We start from the raw sequence: 20,037 nt of genomic DNA, 5'->3' as shown, positions 1-20,037 counted from the left end.
CAACCCGACTGCCCACCCGCTCCGCCGTTGCCAGCGCCTTTCCGGCAAGCAACACCCACCTCTCGCCGGGAAACCCAAGGCTCCCGGCCACCGGCGACCACGGGACCGGGCTGATCTCCGCCGGTCCACGCCGACCGTTTAGCACAAGGCCATCCGCTGCCGACCAAGACGCGACCGCCGGCCGCGAACACCCGACCCACTCGAAAAGGCTCCCCGGCGGACCCGACCGGACCGCCCTCCGGCTCCGCCGTTGCCAGCGCCTTTCCCAGTGAGCAACGCCCGTGTCTCGCCGGGGAGTCCAAGGCTCCCGGCCGCCGGTGACCCCGGGACCGGGCCCACCTCCACCAGCCCACGCCGACCGTTTAGCACTGAGCCATCCGCACCCAGCCCGACCAAGACGCGACCGCAGGCCGCGAACGCCCGGCCCACTCGGGAAGGCTCCCCGGCGGACCCGGCGAAAGCACCCTCCCGCTCCGCCGTTGCCGGCGCCTTTCCAGCCGAGCAACACCCACCTCTCGCCGGGAGACCCAGGGCTCCTGACCACCGGTGACCGTGGGACCGGGCCCACCTCCACCAGCCCACGCCGACCGTTTAGCACAAAGCCACCCGCCGTGCGCAACCCGGCCTGAGGCGTGGATCGAACGTCAGCCCCGGTGCCCGGTCACGGTACTTTCGCGGTCTTGCCGGCCAGGAATGGATGCAGCAGCGTGAGCAAGGCGCGTGGGCGGTGCAGCGGGATGATGTGGCCGCAGTCTTCGATGACGTGTCCGGTGAGGTTGTCGGTGATCGGGCGGAGCTGGCGTTCCAGCGCGGCGCCGACGGGCCGGGCGCCCAACGCCATCGTCGGCACCGTCAGGCGGGCGGTGGCTACCGCCTGCTCGATCTGGACCGCGCTCTCGGGCAGCGCTCGGTAGTACGAGAACGCGCGGCTCAACGCCTGGCGGCCGGTGTATGCGCGGACGAAGGCATCCCGGAGGGCGGGGCGTACCCCGTCGCCGAGTGTGCCGGCGCGCAGAAACCAGTCGACGTAGGCGGCCTCGTGGCCCTCCAACACGGTCTCGGCAAGGCCGGGCGCGGCGGAATGGAAGCCGAACCACCACGGCGGCCCGTCGGCGAGGAATTCCTCGGCGCCGGGCAGCCTGCCCAGAAGGGACTCCATGACGACCAGGCGCCGGACGAGACCGGGGCGACGCAGGGCGAGGAGGAAGGCCGGCGCGGCACCCGCGTCGATGCCCACCACCGCGGCCGAGGACTCGCCGAGCGTGGTCAGCAGCGCTGCGGCGTCCTCGGCCAGGGTGCCCGCGTCGTACCCGGAGGCGGCCCGGCTGCTCGCGCCGAACCCGCGCAGGTCCGGCGCGATGAAGCGGTAGCGGTCGGACAGGTCGGCCATGACGTCCGTCCACAGTTCCCAGGTGTGCGGGAAACCGTGCAGCAGGAGTACGGCCGGGCCCGATCCGACGAGAGCGACGTTCAGTTCGACACCGTTGACGGGGACGCGCCGCAGCTCGGGCATGGAGAGGCTCCAGGTGGGTGGTGAGGAATGGTGACCAGGTCACGTTAGGGAACTATCCTGGTCCGTCCAAGACGGCACTTTCCCTTCAGGTGGTGAGCTCCGAGTGACCACATCGAGGCCCGACGAACCCGGTCGGCGACCCGGCGAGCGGGGTGATCTGCTGGATCCGCGCTGCCCGACCCGCCAGTTGCTCGACCGTATCGGCACCAAATGGACGTCGATGGCGGTCAAGGTGCTGGCCGAGGAGGCTCCGGACGAACTCCGTTTCGCGGAACTGCGGCGCCGTATTGCGGGCATCTCCCAGAAGATGCTGTCCGTCACCCTGCAGAGCCTGGTCCGCGACGGTCTGGTCGCGCGCCGAGTGGAACCCACCGTGCCGCCGGCCGTTCACTACCGGCTCACCGAGCTCGGCCTGTCCCTCGAAAGACCGCTCTCCGCCCTGCGGGTCTGGGCCGAGACACACATGCCGGAGATCGACCGCAGCAACCAACTCGCCGACGAGTCACCACCCTCCAACTAGGTACGGACCGACTGTGCTGGTCACAGCCACTCGTTGGTGGCAGGCAACACCCGCATCTCGCCGGGGACTCCGGGGGTCCTGACCGCCGGTGACGGTGGGACCGGGTCCGCCTCCGCCAGTCCATGTCGACCGTTCGGCACAAGGCCATCCGCCTCCGCTGTCGACCAAGACACGACCGCCGGCCGCAAACGCCCGACCCACTCGGGAGCGCTCCCGGCGGACCCGACGAAAGCACCAACGCGCTCCGCCGTTGCCGGCGCCTTTCCAGCCGAGCAACACCCCACTCTCGCCGGGGAATCCAGGGACCCTGACCGCCGGTAACCCCGGGACCGGGCCAACCTCCGCCGGCCCACGCCGGCCCACGCCGACCGTTCAGCACAAGGCCACCCGCACCCAACCCGACCAAACACGCACCGCAGCCCTGAACAAGACCCGGAGACCGTGTCTTTCACACGTTGATGCCGGCCCGAGCGCAACGCGCAACCTGCGGTATCGGGGGCCTCGTCGGCCGATGGTGTCCGCCGTCGGGCAGCGGACAGCGGGCAACGGGCAGCGCGCCTGCCACCCGACGGAAGTGGACCGGTGTCACCGCAGGCCGGCGCTGCGCCACCAAGCCGGCCCGACTCGCCGCCGCCTCACCCTCGCCGCCTCACCACCACACGCGCGCCCCTGGCCCCGACCCGGCCTGCCCGGACGTCGCCGCCGGCCCGCGCCCGAGCGGCGCCCTGCCCGCGCCGACCGCGCTCCCCGTCGACCCGCCCGTCCGCCGGGGCATCGCGGTGCTCAGGTGGCCGAGGTGTCCGTGTCGGTGTCCCCGTCTCTCCGGAGTAGGTCCTCGATGGTTTCGCGGCGTAGGAGGGTGTGGGTGTTGCCGTTGTGGACGGCTATCACCGGGGGGCGGCCGACCAGGTTGTAGGTGGAGGCCATCGACTGTTGGTAGGCGCCGGCGGCGGGGATTGCGAGGAGGTCGCCGGGGTGGATGTCGTCGGGGAGGTCGACGTCGGGGGCCAGGACGTCGCCGGACTCGCAGTAGCGGCCGACGACGGTGACCCGTCGGGTCTGGGCCGCGCCCGGGCGGCCGACCAGGCGTACCGTCGTGCGTGCGCCGTACAGGGCCGGCCTCGGGTTGTCCGCCATGCCGCCGTCCACCGCCACGAAGACCCGGTGCGTGGTGCGCTTGACCACGAGCACCCGGTACAGTGCCACGCCGGCGGGACCGGTGACGGCCCGGCCCGGCTCGACGATCAGGCGCGGCACGGGCAGCTCGTACAGCGCACATTGGCGGGCCAGTTGCCGGCGCACGTCGATCGCGAACGACTCGATGTCCAAGGCGTGTTCGCCGGTCCGGTAGGCGATCCCGTGGCCGCCGCCCAGGTTCAGCTCGGGCAGTACGATCGCGTGCCGGTCGCGCAGTTCGGCCAGGAACCGTACCAGCGTGCCGATCGCTGCCAGCCAGGGCCGTACCGAGCCGATCTGTGAGCCCAAGTGGCAGTGCAGACCGGTCAGTTCAAGGTGTGGCTGGGCAACGGTGCGCAGCACCGCGTCGGTTGCGTCGCCCCGGGCGATGGACAGGCCGAACTTCTGGTCCTCACCGCCGGTACGGATCGCGTGGTGTGCGCCCGCCTCGATCCCGGGCACCACGCGCACCATCACCCGCTGCCGCCGGCTCGGCGCCACCAGCGCGGCCAACCGGGCGATCTCGGCCGGGTTGTCCAGCACGATCCGGCCCACGCCCAGGCGCAGCGCCGCGCGCAGCTCGTCCGCCGATTTGGCGTTGCCGTGCAGGATGATCCGCTCGCCGGGCATCCCGGCCGACGTGGCCAGCGCCAACTCGCCGGCCGAGCACACATCGAGCCCGAAGCCCTCCTCGCGCAGCCAGCGGACCAGGCCGCGACACAGGAACGCCTTGGCGGCGTAGGCGATCTCGACGCCCGGCAGCGCGCGGCGGTAGGCCCGGCAGGCGTCCCGTACGTGTTGTTCGTCCAGTACGTACAGCGGCGTCCCGAACTGTTCCGCGAGTTCGGCCAGCGGCAGGCCGCCGACCGCCAGATCGCTGCCGTGCGCCCGGGTCGAGCGCGGCCAGACGGCCGCGTCCACAACCGGCTCCGCAAGCGTGACGGACATGGCGACTCCCTTGTACACAAGCATGGGCACGAACCCGGAGATGGACCTGGACATGAACCCGGGCATGAGCCTGAGCATGAACCCGGGCACGGGCCGGGGCATCAGCCCGGGCAATGGGTGACGGCAGGTCAGCCGACGACGGAAAGCACGACGAGAAGCGCGGTGACGACGGCGGTGGTCCGCAACGCGCCGAGCAACTGCGGTTCCCAGAAAGGTCCGACGCCCAACGCAAGGCCACCCGCCCCAAGGCCACCCGTCCCGAGGCCACCCGCCCCGCCGAGCCGCGCCCCCGCACGCGAGTGGGCCGGCCCGACATCCGCCACCGGGCGCCGGCCGGCCTCGGCGGGCACCACCCCGACCCCACCCCCGCCCCCGGCCGAAACAGCCGTCGCCGCCACCGGCTCCGCGTGCCGCACCGGTGCCGCCGAGAGCCCCGGGTCGACCAGCAGACGCTCGCCGCCGACCTCGTCCACGAGCGAGCGCACCGCGCCCGCCCCGAGTCGGATCCACTCCTGCTCGACGCCCAGCACCGCACGCAACCGCGCCACCGACGTGAACGCGACCACCACCCGGGCACCCAGCGGATCCCGGCACAGCCGGACCACCCGAGCCCCGTCCACCGACCGCACCGGCACGATCAACACGCACCGGGCGGTGGTCGTAGAAGCGGGTTCCTCATCGGTGATCAACACATCCGACACGACAACCTCCGAAGTCCGGCTCCGCAGCCAACCGCGAGCCCCACCTCAGACGCTACGACGCCCCATACCGGGCAACCCCGTCCCTACCGCGCCCTTGATCATCCCCACCCCGTTGTTGACGCCCCCCTGACGCGATCCCGAACAAAACCCGGGAAATCCGCGCACATCGACCCGCCGAGAGCCCGCCCGACCCACGGCCCGCGCCCTGTGCCAACCTCGATGCGCATGCCGACGCCCGGCGGCGAAAGGAAGCGCAGATGTACGACGGACGAGCCGGGCTCCGGGCCTGCTACGTCATCCTCCGTGCCTGGCTCGCCCTGTATCTCCTCTCCAGGCTGCCGGCCCTGCTCTCCGACGAATGGCAATACCGCCTGTGGTCCCCGCTGACCGCAACCCTGTCGATCACCGCGATGACTGTCCACGCGCTCGTCGTCATCCGCCGAGAGCTCCGTAAATCCCGCTCCCGAGCAACAGCCCACCACCCACACCCGGAGCAACACCTGGACGAATAGACGGCCGGACAAGTGGACGGGTGGACGGGTGGACGGGTGCACGGGTGGACGGGAAAGCCCACCCCAGCGCCTAAGCCGCCCCGCCCCACGCCCACTCCGTCGTCGCCACCAACGGCTCCCCCGGGCGCACCAGCCGCTGCGTCGGGCCCACCAGGCCGTTCGGCGGGCCGGTCTGCGGCTCCACGCACACATGCTCCGGCGGCAGGTCGTACACCACCGTGTAGTCGCAGTCCGAGGTCATCCGCAGCCGCAACGCCCCGGGCCAGGACAGCGTCGCGTCCACCCCGCCGGGCGTCCCGTAGCAGTCGTCACGGGGGCCCGGCAGTGGGGATATCCGGCGTCCGGTGGGCAGGTAGTCGGCGCCGCGCTCCTCCTGCCAGGCGGGCGTGAAGGACAACTCCAGCTCGCCGCCCACCGCCAACCGCCGCCGGAACCACGGGTGCCAGCCGGCCTGCGCGGGAAACGTCGCGTCCTCGGACTCGATCCGCAATACCGTGACCAGCCCGTCGGACGTCAGCGTGAAGGTCTGCTCGACCCGCCCCGCGAACGGCCACGGATCGGTCAGCGCGAACTCGAAGACCGCCGACGCCGCGTCCCCGTCGAGTTGTTTCCAGGACCCCCGATACCCCAGCCCGTGCAGCGCGTGCGGCGCCGCGTCGGCCGGGAACTCGTGGACGGCACCGTCGAATTCGAACCGGGCCGCACCCATCCGGCCGACCCACGGCACCATCGGGTAACTGCCCCACTCGGCCGGCCGCTCGCCCTCGGTCCGCAGCAGTTCGAGCCCGCGCACCCGCAACGAGCCGAGCCGGCATCCGGCGTCCGGCAGAATCCGCGCCTCGGCGCCTTCGGAACGCAACCACACTTCGCCGTCGATCATGGTCGGCAGATTACGCGTAGCGTTCCCGAAGCTCCTTCTTGAGCACCTTTCCGGCCGCATTCCGGGGCAGCGCGGCGACGATCTCGATACGCTCCGGGAACTTCTGCCGCATCACTTCCCGAGTGTCCAGGAAATCCCGCACCGTACCCAGATCCGGCGGAATCGCCGGATCCGTCGGCACGATCACCGCGCACACCAGTTCACCGCGTTCGGCGTCCGGCAGGCCGATCACGGTGACCTCCGCGACCGTCGGGTGGGCGTCGAGCAGATCCTCGACCTCCTTGGCGCTGATCGTCTCGCCCTTGCGCAGGATGACGTCCTTGAGCCGCCCGGTGATGTACACATTGCCCTGCTCGTCCAGCCGGCCCAGATCGCCCGTACGCACCCGCCCGACCTCGTCGAACGCCTCGGCGTCCAGCCTCGCGTCCAGGTAGCCACGCATCACCTGCGGCCCGCGCACCCGCAGTTCGCCCTCCGCGCCGATCGGGAGCGCCGCGCCGTCCGGGCCGACCACGGTGACCTCCACCCCACGGGTGGGCCGGCCCTCGGCCCGGGCCAGCACGTCGTCCGGGTCGTCCGGGCCCGCCATGGTCAGGATCGGCGCCTCGGTCATCCCCCACCCGGCCAGGATGCCGACGCCGCCCAGTTCGTGCTTGATGTCGTGGTGCAGCCCGGGCGGCTTGGGCGCGCCGCCGCCCGGGCAGCTCCGCAGGTACGGGAAGAGCGGGTCGCCGGCCGGCCGGCGGCGCTGGGCGGCCAGCCAGGTCTGGTGGAACACGGTGCCCGCGCCCGCCAGCGTGACCCGCTCGCGGCGCAGCAGTTCCGGCGTGTCCTCGGGGTGGAACGCCTCGGTCAGGATCATCGTGACGCCGTGCGTGAGCGCCGCGGTCAGCCAGGTCGTACAACCGCCGATGTGCGCGAACGGGAAGACCAGGGCGACCCTGTCCCCTTCGCGTGCGCCGATCCGGTCCGCCATGCCGACGCCCGCGGCCATGATCGTCGCGTCGGTGTGCCGGGCGCCCTTGGGGTCGGCGGTGGTCCCGGAGGTGTAGAAGTACCAGCGCACCGGGGCCTCTTCGGGCGTACCGGGCACCTCCGGCGGAGGCGGCAGCACGGCCGGGTCGCCGGTCGGCAGCGGTTCGTCCAGGACCAGCAGTTCCAGGCCCGGGACCCGGTCGCGCACCCGACGGGCCAGTTCGGGGTAGTCGTAGCCGCGCCAGACCGGTGGCACGATCAGCATCGAGGCGCCGGTCTGCCGGGTGACGAAGACGAGTTCGCGTTCGCGCTGGACCGGCATCACCGGGTTCTGCACCACGCCGAGCCGGGACAGTGCGCCGACCAGCACGACGGATTCGAGCCGGGTGGGCAATTGCCAGGTGACCGCGGCGCCCGCGCTCAGGCCCCGGGTGTACAGGAACGCCGCCAGGGCCTCGGCCGCATCGCGGAATTCGCGGTGGGTCAGCCGTCGGCCGCGCTCGTCGACCAACAACTCGCCATCGGGCGACTCGGCCGCCCGCGCCTCGATGGCCGCCCAGAGGCTCGTATGTGTCACCGTCGCACCCTCCTCGCCCCGCCCGTCCCGAATACCTATCAGGAACGGTCGCGACCCGACAGGCCACCGACGCCCACGCACCCACCCGAGCCGACCCCGCACCGCCGCAGCCTCACCCGCGCGGGACACCGAGCCCCACGGACGACAGGACGCCGAGCCGCACGGACGGGCGAGGCCGCCGACCGACCCTCACGGACAGCGGGACGGCAAGCCACCCGGACAGCCGAGGCGGCCGTCCCCCACGGACAGCACAACGCCAAACCGCCCGGACAGCCGAGGCCGCCGACCCTCACGGACAGCACAACGCCAAACCGCCCGGACAGCCGAGGCCGCCGACCCTCACAGACAACACAACGCCAAACCGCCCGGACAAGCGAGGCCGCCGGCCTCACGGACGGCACAAACCCCAAGCCACCCCGACGAGCAGGGCCTCGACCCTCACAAATACAGAAAGTGCGGCGACACCACGATCACCGAAGGCACCAGCAACGCCGCCGCCGTCAGCAACCGCAGCCCGGCGGAGGCGACCGGCGCGCCCACTCGCACGCCCGCGACGGCCACCTCGGGGTGGGCGGTCGCCTGCACCTGGTGCACCGTCAGCTCCTCCTGGCGCTGCTGCGGCCAGGCGAAGCACGGGCAGAACGGCCCGCCCGCCTGCCCGGGGCCGGACAGCTTGACGATCGCCCGGCGCAGGTTGACCCGCGCGATCGAGCCGTGCACGTCCGCGTCCGCCGCCTTCTCCGACAGTTCGGCGGCGTGATCGGCCCATTCGCCGAAGAACCGCACCGTCGGGTAGGCGTCGGCCAGCGTGTCGGCGCAGACCATCCACTGTGCGTCGCGCCGGCGCAGGTGCCCCGCCATGTGGGTGAGCACCGCGTTCAGTTCCTCCGGGCGGAGCAGGTCCAGGGCCCGTGTGGTGGCCTCCACACGCGGCGGTCGGGACGGCAGCAACACCAGTCGCGGTGCCTCGTCCTCGACGATCACCAGGCGCGGTCGGCCGCCGGCCTCCTCGTCCAGGAGCGGCGCGCAGTTCTCCAGCCGGTCCAGTTGCACGTGCAGCGCCCGCCGGTAGTCGCGGGTGGCTCCCGCGCCCCGCCGCCAGCCGACCACCACGACCACCAGCGCCAGCACGGCGACGACTATCTGCGCGACCAGCGGCACGTGCGGCATGCCGATCTGCGGGTCGAAGCCGGCCGCCCGCATCGGGGCGAGCCACAGGTCGGGCGTGTAGACCGGCACGGCCAGCGCGAACGAGGCGAGCACGCCACCGGCGGCGGCCCGCCAGGCGCGTTGCACGTGGCGCGGGCTGAAGCCGCTGTGTTCGGCCCGGCGCAGGACTTTGGGGGCGGTCACCAGGATGGCCGCCGCGAAAGCCGTCAGCACAAGTCCGTACAACACGTCCTCGCCGCCCCTTTCTGGCCTCGTCGCCGCCGTTCCCGTCCGGCCCTGCAACGGTTCTAGGCGCCAAGTGGTTTCCGCGTCCAGGAGACAGGCCACATCGGTCGGGTGATTTATTCGGCGGACACCAACCACCCGGTGGTATTGCGACCCGATGCGGACCCGGATCGAATCGGCGTGGAAACCGATTCGAATTGCATCGTCCCATCTCCACGCGCGTAATTTCGAACCCATGGGAGTGCCTTCATGCACGAGATCTCACGTTCTGCTGTGATCGCCGCCACACCGGACAAGGTCTGGGCGGTCATCGGCGACTTCGGCGCCCTCGGCGACTGGCACCCGGTGGTGCCGCCGAGCACGATCGAGGGCGGCGGCGACGCCAACACCCCGGGTGCCGTACGGGCGTTCGCGATCGACGGCGAGGTGCTCTCGCGCGAGGAGCTGCTCAGCCACGACGCGGACGCGCATCGGATGACGTATCGCCTGATCCAGGTGCCGCTGGCGGTGCGCGACTACGTGGGCTCGCTCGTGGTGACGCCGCACCCGGACGGCAGCGAGGTGGTCTGGTCGGCCACCTACGACAGCGACGAGGACCTGGTGGAGACCGTCGAGGCGGTGTTCGCCGACGGCACCTACGGCGCGGGCCTGACCGCCCTGCAGGAGCGCTTCGCGTAGGACCCGCCCGACCCCTCGGGCGCCCCCGACCGCACGTCGCGGGCGCCCGAATCGGCGTCACATCCGGGTCTGGCCGACCACCCGCACGCTCTCGTCCTCGGCGCGATAGGCGATCCGCAGGCATCCGCTCCCGTCCAGCACCGGCACCGGGTCGCTCGCCGCGTCCGGTGCGAGCGACGCGTACTCGTTCCGATCGTCGGTCTCCGGCCCGGTTTGTCCCTTCACCCACAACACGCCGTCGGTGCCGCGGACGACGACCACGATCCGCCCGTCGACCGCGGCGATCGCGCGTACCGCGCCGCCGACCGCGCCGAACAGCGGCTCCGGCTCGCCCCAGCCGTCCTTGCCCGCGATCGAGGTCCACAGGGCGCCGTCGGCCCCGACGACCACGACCTGTGCCCGCCCGTCGGCGCCCACCGCGACGGTCGGCGGCCGGTCCGGCAGCGCACCGTCCAGGACCGGCTCGAACTCCGCCCAGGGCCCGTCCGGCCCCTGCTGCCGGATCGACCACACCCGACCGGCCGGGTCCACGTGCACGAGCACCTGCCGACCCTCGCCGTCGCGAACCGTGGCCATCCCGGCCGTCCCGGCCACCCCGGCCGTCGACGCGCCGGCCGGGATGCCGCCCGCGACCGGCCCGCCGCCCAGGCGCTCGGCGGCCGGCCGGCCCCCAACCGCCTCACCGGTGTCCGGCCGCACGTGCCACAGCGCGCCGTCGGTGCCCCGGTAGTAGACCTCCGGTCGTCCCGACGCGCCGAACCCGACGACCGGATCGCCGACCACGCCGTCCGCGAGGGTCCGCGCGGCGAGCCAGGTCTCGTCGTCGCCGGCCCGGCACAACAGGCGCAGCGCGTCTCCGGCACGGAAGAACACCAGGAGCCGCCCGTCGAGGGCCCGGGCCGCGACCGGAGCACCGTCGATCGGCTCCCCCAGGTCCACCCACGGCGTCCACTCCCCGTCCGGGCGTTCGGCGCGCGTGCACACGTGGTGCGCGTCCGCGCCGTGCGCGAAGACCACGACCCGCCCGTATCGGTCGAGCGTGACGCCCGGGCCGCCCACGATCGTGCCGCCGAGATCGACCGGCGCGGCCCAACTCCCGGTCCGGGTCACCGGCAGTGCCCCCGCCGACCCGACGAACGCCTGATGGAACGGACTGCGCCCGATCGGTACCGAGTACAGGATCGTGTCGTCGGCCGTGTCGACGATCGACGCGACGACGCCGTCCCCCGATCCCACGTTCATCACCACCGCGCGGGTTCCTCCCGAAGTGAGCGTGACCGCCCCGGCGTTCGGCGTGTCGACGCTGCCGATCACCGCCCGGGTGACCGGGTCCGCGATCCGCAGGTCGCGGGCGGCGGCGGGCACCACGTACAGCCGGGAGCCGTCCGGGGAGACCGCGACGTCGGTGGCGCCGCCGTCGATCGCGATCGCGCCGAGACGGCCCAGGGTGGCCGCGTCCAGGATGTCCACGCCGCCCTCGCCGGCGACGTAGACGGTCACCCCGTCCGGCGCGCAGGCCAGCCCCCGGGGCGCCTTCGTCGTGCCCGAGGTGGTGCTGCCGTCGGCCAGGTCGAGCACGGTGATCAGGTCCCGGTCGAAGGTGCCCAGGTAGAGCCGGCCGCCGCCGGGGGCCGGCGCCAGCACTGTGGCCGGGGCGGGCACCGGGTAGCTGCGCACCACCGTGTTCAGCGTGGTGCTGAGCACCTCGATCGTGTACGGCGTGCAGCCGTCGTCCGCCGGCGGGCAGGACGCGAAGTAGACGGCGCGCGCGTCGGGGGCCGCCACCGGCGAATACGGCCAGCGCGCGGCGATCCGGCCCAGCACGACCGGCGACTCGGTGTCGATCACGGTGATCACCCCGCGCTCCGGCGAGGTGACGTACACGGATCCGCCCGGGACGGCGGCCACGCCGAGGACGCCGGGCACGTCGATGGTGGCGAGCGCGGTGCCGGTGACCACGTCCAGGACGGTGACCGTGTCGGATCTGTGGTTGGTGACGTACGACGTGAGCGTCGCGATCGGCGGCGGTCCGCCGGGTATCGCGGGATGGGCCATGGCATGCCTCCGGAGGCGTGGGGACGATCCATCGGATAGGTGCGGTGGCGCTCGGGACAGACCAACAGCAGCCGGACGCTCTGTCAATCCACGGCCACCGACAGCGACCCCGAACCGCCTCGCGTATCGCATGGTGAGACGATCGCCGTATGCTTCGGCCACCCCGAACCGATCTTGAGGTGACCATGCATCGCAGCGACACGGACCACGCCGCGGCCGCGCTCGGCATCGACCTGCCGGTCCTGGAGGCGGTCCAGCGCCGCATCCTCTGGCTCGCCACGCGCATCGTCGACTCCGCGAACCACGACCGGCCGAACCCGGACGGGATCAAGGTCGGCGGCCACCAGGCGTCCTCGGCGTCGCTGGTGTCCGCGATGACCGCGCTGTGGTTCGCGCACCTCGACGGCCCGGACCGGATCAGCGTCAAGCCGCACGCGTCGCCGGTCTTCCACGCGATCCAGTACCTGCTCGGCAACCTGGACCGGGCGTACCTGACCACGCTGCGCGCCAAGGGCGGGCTCCAGTCGTACCCCAGCCGCACCAAGGACCCGGACCGCGAATGGGTGGACTTCTCCACCGGCTCGGTCGGCCTGGGCGCCGCGGCCCCGCTGTTCGGCGCCGCCGCCCGGCGATACGTGGACGCGCACTTCGGGCCGCGACCGGCGTCCCGCTTCGTCGCCCTGTTGGGCGATGCCGAGTTGGACGAGGGCAACATCTGGGAGGCCATCGCGGACCCGGCCACCCAGGGCCTGGGCAATGTGATGTGGCTGGTCGACTTCAACCGGCAGTCGCTGGACCGGGTGGTGCCCGGGGTGCGGATCGACCAGTGGCGCGGCCAGTTCGAGGCGGCCGGCTGGCATGTGGTCGAGGTCAAGTACGGCCGCCGGCTCCAGGCCGCGTTCGAGCGGCCCGGCGGTGCGGCGCTCAAGGCGTGGATCGACGCGATGCCCAACGAGCAGTACCAGGCGTTGTTCGGCCTCGCCGACCGGGACGTGCGCGCGCACTTCCTGGACGGCGCGCCGGCCGACGTCGCGGCCACCGTCGCGGACGTGCCCGACGCCGAACTGCACGCGCTGGTCACCGACCTGGGCGGGCACGACATCGCCGCCCTGCTCGACGCCTACCGGCGCTGCGACGCGGTCACCGATCGACCCAGCGTGGTCTTCGCGTACACCGTCAAGGGCTGGGGCCTGCCGATCGCGGGCAACCCGCGCAACCACTCCGCGCTGCTGAGCACCGAACAGGTCGCCACGCTGCGCACCGGGTTCGGACTGACCGAGCGCACCGAGTGGGACCGCTTCGACGCCGCCACCCCCGAGGGCATCCTGGCCGGGCAGCGCCGCGAGCACCTGGCCCGCGCCCCCAAGCCGGGCCCGCTCGGCGTCGCGGTCGCCGCCGCCACCGGTCAGCGGATGACCAAGCCGGTCTCCACCCAGGAGACCTTCGGCCGGGTCCTGGTCGAGCTCTCCCGCGACCCCGCGCTGGCGCCGTACCTGGTGACCACCGCGCCCGACGTGGCCACCTCCACCAACCTGGCCGGCTTCATCAACCGCACCGGCGTGTTCGCGCCCACCGACCGCCGCGCGTGGTCCGGCGAGGGTGCGCTGAAGTGGATCGAGGGCCCGAGCGGGCAGCACATCGAACTGGGCATCTCCGAGATGAACCTGTTCCTGCTGCTCGAACAGCTCGGCCTCGCGGGCGACTTGTCCGGGCAACCGCTGATCCCGATCGGTACGGTCTACGACCCGTTCGTGTGCCGCGGCCTGGACGCGTTCATCCACGCCGTCTACTCCGGCTCGCGATTCATCGTGGCCGGCACCCCCTCCGGCGTGACGCTCGCTCCCGAGGGCGGCGCGCACCAGTCCACGATCACCGCGTCGATCGGGCTCGAACTGCCCGGCACCACGCTGATCGAGCCCGCCTACGGCACCGCGCTGGACTGGTTGTTGTGCGACGCGGTGGGCCGGATCGCCGGTGGCCCGGACCACGGTGTCGAACCGGACAACGGCGCCTACTACTTCCGGCTGACCACCCGGCCGATCGACCAGGCGCCGTTCGAGGCCGCCCGGACCCGACTCGGCGACGCGTTGTTGCGCCGCCAGGTGCTCGCGGGCGCCTACCGACTGCTGGAGGCGCCCGATCTGCCCGGCGCGCCCACGGTCTACCTGGCCGCCTCCGGCGCGGTGCTGCCCGAGGTGCTGACCGCCGCGCACGAGCTGCGCGACGAGGGCATCGCGGCGCACGTCGTGGACATCACCTCGGCCGACCGGCTCTACGCCGCCTGGCAGCGCACCCTGCGCCAAGGGGTGCGCACCGCGACCACGCCTTCCGCGCCGGGCGCGCTGCGCACCGCGTTCCCGCATCGGGCGCCGGTGGTCACCGTGCACGACTCGTCCTCGCACACGCTCGCCTGGCTCGGCTCGGCGCTCGGCGTGCCGAGTGTGCCGCTGGGCGTGGACCAGTTCGGCCAGACCGGCCGGATCGAGGATCTGTACGAGCTGCACGACCTGTTGCCCGGATCGATCGTCAACGCGGCGCTGGCCGCGCTCTCGCTCGCCTGACGGACCGGCCGCCGGGCGGGCGCCGGCCGGCCCGCCCGGCTCGCTCACGCGTACGGTATGCCTGCTGACGGAGCGTTCGACGATTCGAGGAGCTGTGCATGCGACACGGGGGCATGGGACGACGGTGGAGCACCTGGACGGCGGCGGGCCTGACCGCCGCCGTCGTCCTGACGGGGTGCTCGTCCGACTCCGGCGACAAGAACGACAAGGGCGGGCAGGACAAGAAGGCGGGCGGCACGGGGGCGCCGACCGGCGGCGCGGCACCCGCCGGCAAGGGCGACCAGGATCCGAAGTCGGTCTGGGCCGCGCTGCTGGCCGCGACCACCACCCAGCAGGTGGTCGAGTACCACGGGGTGCGGACCGCGACCGGTGACACCGGCAAGGAGCAGACGGTCCGCGAGGACCTGTGGTCCTGGTACGACGCCGCCGGCAAGACCGCGTTCACCGACCGCGCGTACCAGGTCGCCGCGAACGCGCCGATCAAGCGCTCGTCGTGCGAGGCGGGCAAGGAGTGGAGCTACAACAACGCGCTCAAGCAGTGGACCGACACCAAGCGCCCGTGCGTGGTGGACATGGCCCGGGAGGGCAAGTACGTCGGTGACGGCATCCTGCCGACCGGCCTGACCGCCGAGCAGGCCAAGACGTTCGCCGCCCAACTCGAAGCCACGCCGGGCTGGTTGACCCCCTCGGCGGTGGAACCGGCGCAGCAGAAGGGCAAGTCGTACCTGCGGCTGACCGTGGACCTCAAGCCGCAGCCGAGCGGCGCCGGCTCCAGTGTCAACACCGATCTGCTGCTCAAGGCGTTCCGCGCCACCATCCCCGACTTCACCAAGGGGCCGTACCAGATCGAGAACTTCGGTCAGCAGAGCGGTTCGCCGGTGCGCGCGGTGTTCTGGATCGACCCGGCCACGCACCTGCCCGCGTACTCGGAGGTGAGCACGACCGTGGTGGACAAGGGCGCGGCGACCGGCGCGTTCCGGCAACTGCGCACGGAGTACGTCTTCGGCGGCCCCGCGCCCAAGCCGGATCACGGCACGCTGGTCCCGGCGCCCGCGCCGACCTGGCCCGAACAGGGCACCAAGCCGCCGCAGGTCTGAGCCCGCGCACCGCGAAGGGCGGGTCCGGGGTTCCGGACCCGCCCTTCGCGTCGTCGTGTGCTCAGCGCGCGGCGAGCGCCGCGAGCGGCTCCCGGACCGGGTCGAGCACCGCGCTCAGCCACGCGGTGTGCTCGTGTGCGGCCAGCCACGCGTCCAGTTCGGCCAACGGCACGTACGCGACGTCGTCGACCTCCTCCGGGTCGAGCCCCAGATCGTCGCCGGCCAGGCCGACGAAGAGGTGGTTGAACTCCTTCTCGACCAGGCCCGAGACCTCGTCGGTGACGTCGTAGGTCACCAGGCCGGCCGATTCGAGCGTGGTGGGCTTGACGCCCAGCTCCTCGTTCAGTCTGCGCAGCACCGCGTCCCTGGGGTCCTCGCCCGGAAACGGGTGGCTGCAACACGTGTTGGACCATCGGCCCGGCGAGTGATACTTCGTCAGCGCCCGACGCTGCATCAACACCCGGCCCTCGTCGTCGAGGAGGAAGACCGAGAACGCACGGTGCAGCAGACCCGGCGGCTGATGAGCCTCCAGTTTCTCCGCGAGGCCGATCGTGTTCCCTTGGGGGTCCACCAACTCGACCATGACCCGACCGTCCGGCTGCTCCTGCGCCATGTGCTCTCCCTGCTGTTCGGCCTTGCCTGCACAGTATCCGGCGGGCGGGTCAACGGGCCCTCGATACCGCGCCGACGCCCGCTACATCGTTGTCTGTAGGCCGGAATCCCACCTGCCGACGATCCCCGGGCCGCGTCCGCGCGAGAGGCTGGTGGAGTCCGTTCGCCGGTGCTCTCGTCCCCCCTGGGGCGAGCCGCCCGGCCCCGCTCCGAGGAGGTGATCACCGTGGTCGTCGCCATGATCGTGGCCTGCGAGGTGGGCTTTTGGGTGTTGATCGCCCTGGGCCTGCTGAGCCGCTATGCCCTGCGTCGCCGCCGGCTGAGCAACGTGTTCCTGTACGGCACGCCGCTGCTGGAGGTGATCCTGCTCGTGGTCGCCGTGGTGGACCTGCGCGGCGGCGCCACCGCCGGCGCGCGGCACGGGATCGCCGCGTTGTACATCGGGATCACCGTGATGTTCGGCCACCGGGCGATCCGGTGGGTGGACCAGCGGGTGGGCTACCACTTCCTCGGCGGGCCGCTGCCGTGGCGACCGCCGGCTCGGGGGATGGATCGGGTCCGGTACGAGGCGATCGAGTTCGCCCGCATGGTGGGCGCGATGGCGATCGCCGGAGCGCTGCTGGGCCTGTTGATCCTGGTCACCGGCGACGCCGAGCGCACGAAGGCGCTGACCGACTTCTTCGGCGCCCTCGGTGGGCTGACCGCGATCTCGCTGGTGATCTCGGCGGTGGGCGCGTTCGAGGCGTTCGGCAAGCCGCCCAAGCCCAAGCCCCCGCCGCGCCGGCTGCGCGATCGCGCCGCCGCCTGACGGGCCCGCGCGGCGCCCCGGCGCCCGCCCGACGGGCCGCGGCCCCGGAACACCTGGCTGGTGTTCCGGGGCCGCGGCACATACGACGGTGGGCGTTCAGCCCATCATCGCACCGGCCATGTTCGCGGCACCGGCGAGCAGGTCGCCGCCCGCCTCGGCGCAGTCGTCGCCGGGCGCGGCGTGCGGCGGCGGCGGGAGCTCCCGCGCGCAGTCGTCGGCCGGGGCGGCGTGGTGCGGCGACGCGGGGTGACCCTCGTGCCCGGAGGGCATCGGGGTGGCGTGCTCGATGTCGTCCGCGTTGATACAGGTGTTGCCGAACGTGGGGTTCAGCACCGCGATGATGTCGACGGTGTTGCCACACACGTTGATCGGGATGTTCACCGGCACCTGGATGTTGTTGCCGGAGATGACGCCGGGCGAGTCCACGGCGGCGCCGTCCGCATCGGCCGACGCGAACGCCTGCCCCCCCATCGCAACCGAACCGCCGAGAATGGCGGCGGTGACGACCGCACCCTTGGTGAGCTTGTTCACTGGTAGTTATTCCCATCGATCGATAGACGGTGGAACCGGAGTTCCGGGCCGTCCAACGCACCTGGGCGCACACCGGTGACGGGGGGCGTGCGAACTTCCCCCGTAAGTAGCAACCCGCGCGTACGCGGACGTCGGACGGCGCTATCGACGGGGGAATCGGGGCACTGCACGCGAATGGCTCAACGAGCCGGGCACCGATTGATCACGCTCGCGCGATCGCCTCGTGGTGGTGAATCACTTCGGCGACCAGGAAGTTGAGGAACTTCTCCGCGAAGTCGGGGTCGAGTTTGGCGCTCTCCGCCAGCGCGCGCAGCCGGCGGATCTGTACCGCCTCGCGGGCCGGATCGGCCGGCGGCAGCTTGTGCTCGGCCTTGAGTACGCCGACCCGCTTGGTGCATTTGAACCGCTCGGCCAGCAAATGGATCAGCGCGGCGTCGATATTGTCGATGCTGTCCCGCAGGTCGAGCAGTTCGGCGGGCGTGCCGGGCGCCTCGCCCGCCGTTTCGTCAGTGGTTCCGTTGGCCATAACGGGTGACCCTACCCGGCGACGTCGCGCGAGCGGACGGACGGCGTTCACCGGCCCCGGACAAGGCCCGCGACGCACTCGTCACCACCGCTCTTTCGAGTAATCACGACAAATATCACCACCTGTCATCTCTCGTTCTGCCAGGTGTCACATCGCCACCTGCGGGGGACCCTTTGAGTACGGTCCGCGCCGTCGGCTGTCCCTGTCGCGGCGCACCGACCGTTCGGCGGTGCTCAAGGGGATGCGGCCGGGGCTGCAGTAGGGGGCGAACGACATGATGGAGGAAGTGCGTCTGACGCCGAGCGAGCGGCGGATGCTGGAGGAGATCGAGTACGAACTGCGCAAGGACCAGGAATTGGACCTCGCGCTGCGTACGATGCGTCCTTCCCGCAACCGCCGGCGGACCGCCACCCGCGGCCGGGTCGTTCCGGGTGCGGGCTCGATGCCGGCCTCGAAGCGGGCCCGGCGCCGGATGCGTCGGCCGACGCTCTCCGGCACCTGGCACGTGCTGCTGCTGGTGGTGCTGTTCGCGGCGGTGTTCGCGGCGCTGGCCACCACGTCCGGCGTCTACCTGGTGGTGATCGCGTTCGCGCTGATCATCATGGGCTGCACCACCACGCTGGTCTGGCTGTGCGTGAGCTTCCTGTTGCGGCGCGGCGACAAGACCTGATCGCCCACCACGATCGACCCGGCACCCGTCAGCGGGCCCGGTGGTTGCGGCTGCCGGTCGCCCGGCTGAGCCCACGCCCGCGCGCCGCGACCATCAGCGTGCCCGCCGGGGCGGCGACGCCGAGCATCAGGGCCGCGTCCAGCGCGTCCAGGCCGCCCTTGCCGATCGAGTAGAACACCAGCGCCAGCGACGCGAACATGCACATCAGCACCGCGGCGGTCATCCGCTCCGCGCGCCGTCCTCGGGTGAGCAGCCACAGGCAGCCGACCAGGCCGACGCACAGCGTGACCAGTGCGGCGATCGCGGTGGTGGTCATCGCGCCTCCTCCTCGTGCTGCCTGCGACCCCCACGGGCCCCGTCCGATCGATCTACCCGAGGTGATCGCGTCGATGCGCGATCCCACCGGAATCGAATCCTAACCGGCAGTTACCCCCCTGGGGTATATCATTCGCACATGACACTTCCCACGCCCCCGTGCGGCGGCATCGTCCGGCTGGATCTGCTCAAGCGCGTGGGCGCGGCGACCGCCCGGGTGACCCTCGTGGTCGAGCGCTGCCGCCGCGCCTGCCCCCGCCGGCCCGGGTGATCGTCGCCACTCGCGCCCGGCAACCGTTCGACGTCGATCGGCGGGCGGGCCGCGCTCGCGGTGTCAGCTCCGGTCGGGCGTGAAGAACGGCAGCACCCGTTCCTCGCCCGTCGGCCGCAGGTCCACCCGCACCCGCATGCCCGAGTGGATCTCGGTCGGTTCCACCTCGACCAGGTTGGTGAGCATGCGATAGCCCTCGTCCAGGTCCACGATCGCCACCGCGTACGGGTCGCCGGGTTCGCGCGCGGCGGGCCGACGCACCACGGTCCAGCTGTACACGCTGCCGCGCCCGGCACTGGTGGCCCACTGCAACGCACGCGACGAGCAACCCCGGCACATCTCGGTGGGGGCGAAGTTCGCCGTCTCGCACGCGCCGCAGCGCTGATAGCGCAACTCCCCCTGTTCCGGGGGCACCCGCACCGACGCGGCGGGGGTCACGGGTACACCGATCTGCGGTCCCAACACGGGTGTCACGGCCTTTCCGTTCGGTCGTACTTCGTCTCGCCCGTCGATGTTCGAAACGAGCGTTCGGCTGCATGCTCGCGCACCAAGCGCGTGGTTGCCGAATCGGTCGCACACGCGTTCCCGTCGGCGAAAACGGCACCCCCCGAGGGGAGGACGTCGACAGGACTTCTCGGCCAAGTCGGGGACAGGGCTTGCGTGATTGGCGCAGGATGGGTAGCGCAAGTGATCCGCCACGGCGCGTAATCGTTCCG

The 20,037-nt window shown here is 72.1% G+C and carries 21 protein-coding genes; 9 read left to right on the top strand and 12 right to left on the bottom strand.

Going from position 1 to position 20,037, the window contains the following annotated elements; all coding sequences use genetic code 11:
- Positions 1-661: 661 nt before the first annotated feature.
- Positions 662-1,513, bottom strand: a complete 852-nt coding sequence (locus ABZ374_RS11225; RefSeq protein WP_360309422.1) for an alpha/beta hydrolase — start codon at positions 1,511-1,513, stop codon at positions 662-664.
- A 103-nt stretch (positions 1,514-1,616) separates the two neighbouring features.
- Here ABZ374_RS11225 and ABZ374_RS11220 point away from each other — a divergent pair, with 103 nt between their 5' ends.
- Positions 1,617-2,033 carry a helix-turn-helix domain-containing protein gene (locus ABZ374_RS11220; RefSeq protein ID WP_360309420.1) on the top strand — a complete coding sequence of 139 codons (417 nt, stop codon included), beginning with the start codon at positions 1,617-1,619 and terminating at the stop codon, positions 2,031-2,033.
- Positions 2,034-2,816: 783 nt separating this feature from the next.
- On the opposite strand, the gene lysA is transcribed toward ABZ374_RS11220, so the two are convergent.
- Positions 2,817-4,157, bottom strand: a complete 1,341-nt coding sequence (lysA, locus tag ABZ374_RS11215) for a diaminopimelate decarboxylase (RefSeq protein ID WP_360309419.1) — start codon at positions 4,155-4,157, stop codon at positions 2,817-2,819.
- Between lysA and ABZ374_RS11210 the strand changes: the two genes are divergently transcribed.
- Positions 4,156-4,278: a hypothetical protein gene (locus ABZ374_RS11210; protein ID WP_360309417.1), complete on the top strand. Its 123-nt coding sequence runs from the start codon at positions 4,156-4,158 to the stop codon at positions 4,276-4,278. The genes lysA and ABZ374_RS11210 overlap by 2 nt on opposite strands.
- 7 nt (positions 4,279-4,285) lie before the next feature.
- On the opposite strand, the gene ABZ374_RS11205 is transcribed toward ABZ374_RS11210, so the two are convergent.
- Positions 4,286-4,858 (bottom strand): SAV_915 family protein, encoded by a 573-nt coding sequence (locus tag ABZ374_RS11205; RefSeq protein WP_360309415.1) that lies wholly within the window; start codon positions 4,856-4,858, stop codon positions 4,286-4,288.
- Positions 4,859-5,115: 257 nt separating this feature from the next.
- On the opposite strand from ABZ374_RS11205, the gene ABZ374_RS11200 reads away from it, so the two are divergent.
- Positions 5,116-5,370: a hypothetical protein gene (locus ABZ374_RS11200; RefSeq protein ID WP_360309413.1), complete on the top strand. Its 255-nt coding sequence runs from the start codon at positions 5,116-5,118 to the stop codon at positions 5,368-5,370.
- Positions 5,371-5,440: 70 nt separating this feature from the next.
- Here ABZ374_RS11200 and ABZ374_RS11195 read toward each other — a convergent pair whose 3' ends face one another.
- From ABZ374_RS11195 to ABZ374_RS11185, 3 genes are all read right to left on the bottom strand, one after another.
- On the bottom strand, positions 5,441-6,250 hold the full coding sequence (locus ABZ374_RS11195) for an aldose 1-epimerase (RefSeq protein ID WP_360309411.1): 810 nt from the start codon (positions 6,248-6,250) through the stop codon (positions 5,441-5,443).
- Between the two features lie 10 nt (positions 6,251-6,260).
- Positions 6,261-7,802 carry an AMP-binding protein gene (locus ABZ374_RS11190; protein WP_360309409.1) on the bottom strand — a complete coding sequence of 514 codons (1,542 nt, stop codon included), beginning with the start codon at positions 7,800-7,802 and terminating at the stop codon, positions 6,261-6,263.
- 438 nt (positions 7,803-8,240) lie between these two features.
- Positions 8,241-9,200, bottom strand: coding sequence for a hypothetical protein (locus tag ABZ374_RS11185; protein ID WP_360309407.1), 960 nt, complete (start codon positions 9,198-9,200; stop codon positions 8,241-8,243).
- Positions 9,201-9,446: 246 nt separating this feature from the next.
- Between ABZ374_RS11185 and ABZ374_RS11180 the strand changes: the two genes are divergently transcribed.
- A complete protein-coding gene (locus ABZ374_RS11180) occupies positions 9,447-9,875 on the top strand; it encodes an SRPBCC family protein (protein ID WP_360309405.1) in 429 nt (142 codons plus the stop codon).
- Between the two features lie 57 nt (positions 9,876-9,932).
- Here ABZ374_RS11180 and ABZ374_RS11175 read toward each other — a convergent pair whose 3' ends face one another.
- Complete coding sequence (locus ABZ374_RS11175) at positions 9,933-11,930, bottom strand: hypothetical protein (RefSeq protein WP_360309403.1); 1,998 nt, start codon at positions 11,928-11,930, stop codon at positions 9,933-9,935.
- Between the two features lie 185 nt (positions 11,931-12,115).
- On the opposite strand from ABZ374_RS11175, the gene ABZ374_RS11170 reads away from it, so the two are divergent.
- On the top strand, positions 12,116-14,491 hold the full coding sequence (locus tag ABZ374_RS11170) for a pyruvate dehydrogenase (RefSeq protein ID WP_360309401.1): 2,376 nt from the start codon (positions 12,116-12,118) through the stop codon (positions 14,489-14,491).
- Between the two features lie 98 nt (positions 14,492-14,589).
- Positions 14,590-15,588: a hypothetical protein gene (locus tag ABZ374_RS11165; RefSeq protein ID WP_360309399.1), complete on the top strand. Its 999-nt coding sequence runs from the start codon at positions 14,590-14,592 to the stop codon at positions 15,586-15,588.
- 61 nt (positions 15,589-15,649) lie between these two features.
- Here the strand turns inward: ABZ374_RS11165 and idi are convergent, their stop codons facing one another.
- Positions 15,650-16,201 (bottom strand): isopentenyl-diphosphate Delta-isomerase, encoded by a 552-nt coding sequence (idi, locus tag ABZ374_RS11160; RefSeq protein ID WP_360309397.1) that lies wholly within the window; start codon positions 16,199-16,201, stop codon positions 15,650-15,652.
- Positions 16,202-16,369: 168 nt separating this feature from the next.
- On the opposite strand from idi, the gene ABZ374_RS11155 reads away from it, so the two are divergent.
- Positions 16,370-17,008, top strand: coding sequence for a hypothetical protein (locus tag ABZ374_RS11155; protein ID WP_360309395.1), 639 nt, complete (start codon positions 16,370-16,372; stop codon positions 17,006-17,008).
- 96 nt (positions 17,009-17,104) lie between these two features.
- On the opposite strand, the gene ABZ374_RS11150 is transcribed toward ABZ374_RS11155, so the two are convergent.
- The gene (locus ABZ374_RS11150) at positions 17,105-17,539 is read right to left on the bottom strand and encodes a chaplin (RefSeq protein ID WP_360309393.1); all 435 of its coding nucleotides are present in this window, start codon (positions 17,537-17,539) and stop codon (positions 17,105-17,107) included.
- Between the two features lie 202 nt (positions 17,540-17,741).
- A complete protein-coding gene (locus tag ABZ374_RS11145) occupies positions 17,742-18,065 on the bottom strand; it encodes a chorismate mutase (protein WP_360309391.1) in 324 nt (107 codons plus the stop codon).
- Between the two features lie 274 nt (positions 18,066-18,339).
- Here ABZ374_RS11145 and ABZ374_RS11140 point away from each other — a divergent pair, with 274 nt between their 5' ends.
- Positions 18,340-18,735 carry a hypothetical protein gene (locus ABZ374_RS11140; protein ID WP_360309389.1) on the top strand — a complete coding sequence of 132 codons (396 nt, stop codon included), beginning with the start codon at positions 18,340-18,342 and terminating at the stop codon, positions 18,733-18,735.
- 28 nt (positions 18,736-18,763) lie between these two features.
- On the opposite strand, the gene ABZ374_RS11135 is transcribed toward ABZ374_RS11140, so the two are convergent.
- Positions 18,764-19,051: a hypothetical protein gene (locus ABZ374_RS11135; RefSeq protein WP_360309387.1), complete on the bottom strand. Its 288-nt coding sequence runs from the start codon at positions 19,049-19,051 to the stop codon at positions 18,764-18,766.
- A gap of 138 nt (positions 19,052-19,189) precedes the next feature.
- Between ABZ374_RS11135 and ABZ374_RS11130 the strand changes: the two genes are divergently transcribed.
- On the top strand, positions 19,190-19,321 hold the full coding sequence (locus ABZ374_RS11130; protein WP_360309385.1) for a hypothetical protein: 132 nt from the start codon (positions 19,190-19,192) through the stop codon (positions 19,319-19,321).
- Positions 19,322-19,384: 63 nt separating this feature from the next.
- On the opposite strand, the gene ABZ374_RS11125 is transcribed toward ABZ374_RS11130, so the two are convergent.
- Positions 19,385-19,795, bottom strand: a complete 411-nt coding sequence (locus ABZ374_RS11125; protein ID WP_360309383.1) for an OB-fold domain-containing protein — start codon at positions 19,793-19,795, stop codon at positions 19,385-19,387.
- Positions 19,796-20,037: the final 242 nt, after the last annotated feature.

This window comes from Embleya sp. NPDC005971, assembly GCF_040629175.1.
GTDB lineage: Bacteria > Actinomycetota > Actinomycetes > Streptomycetales > Streptomycetaceae > Embleya.
This window is presented reverse-complemented; position numbering and strand designations above follow the sequence as displayed.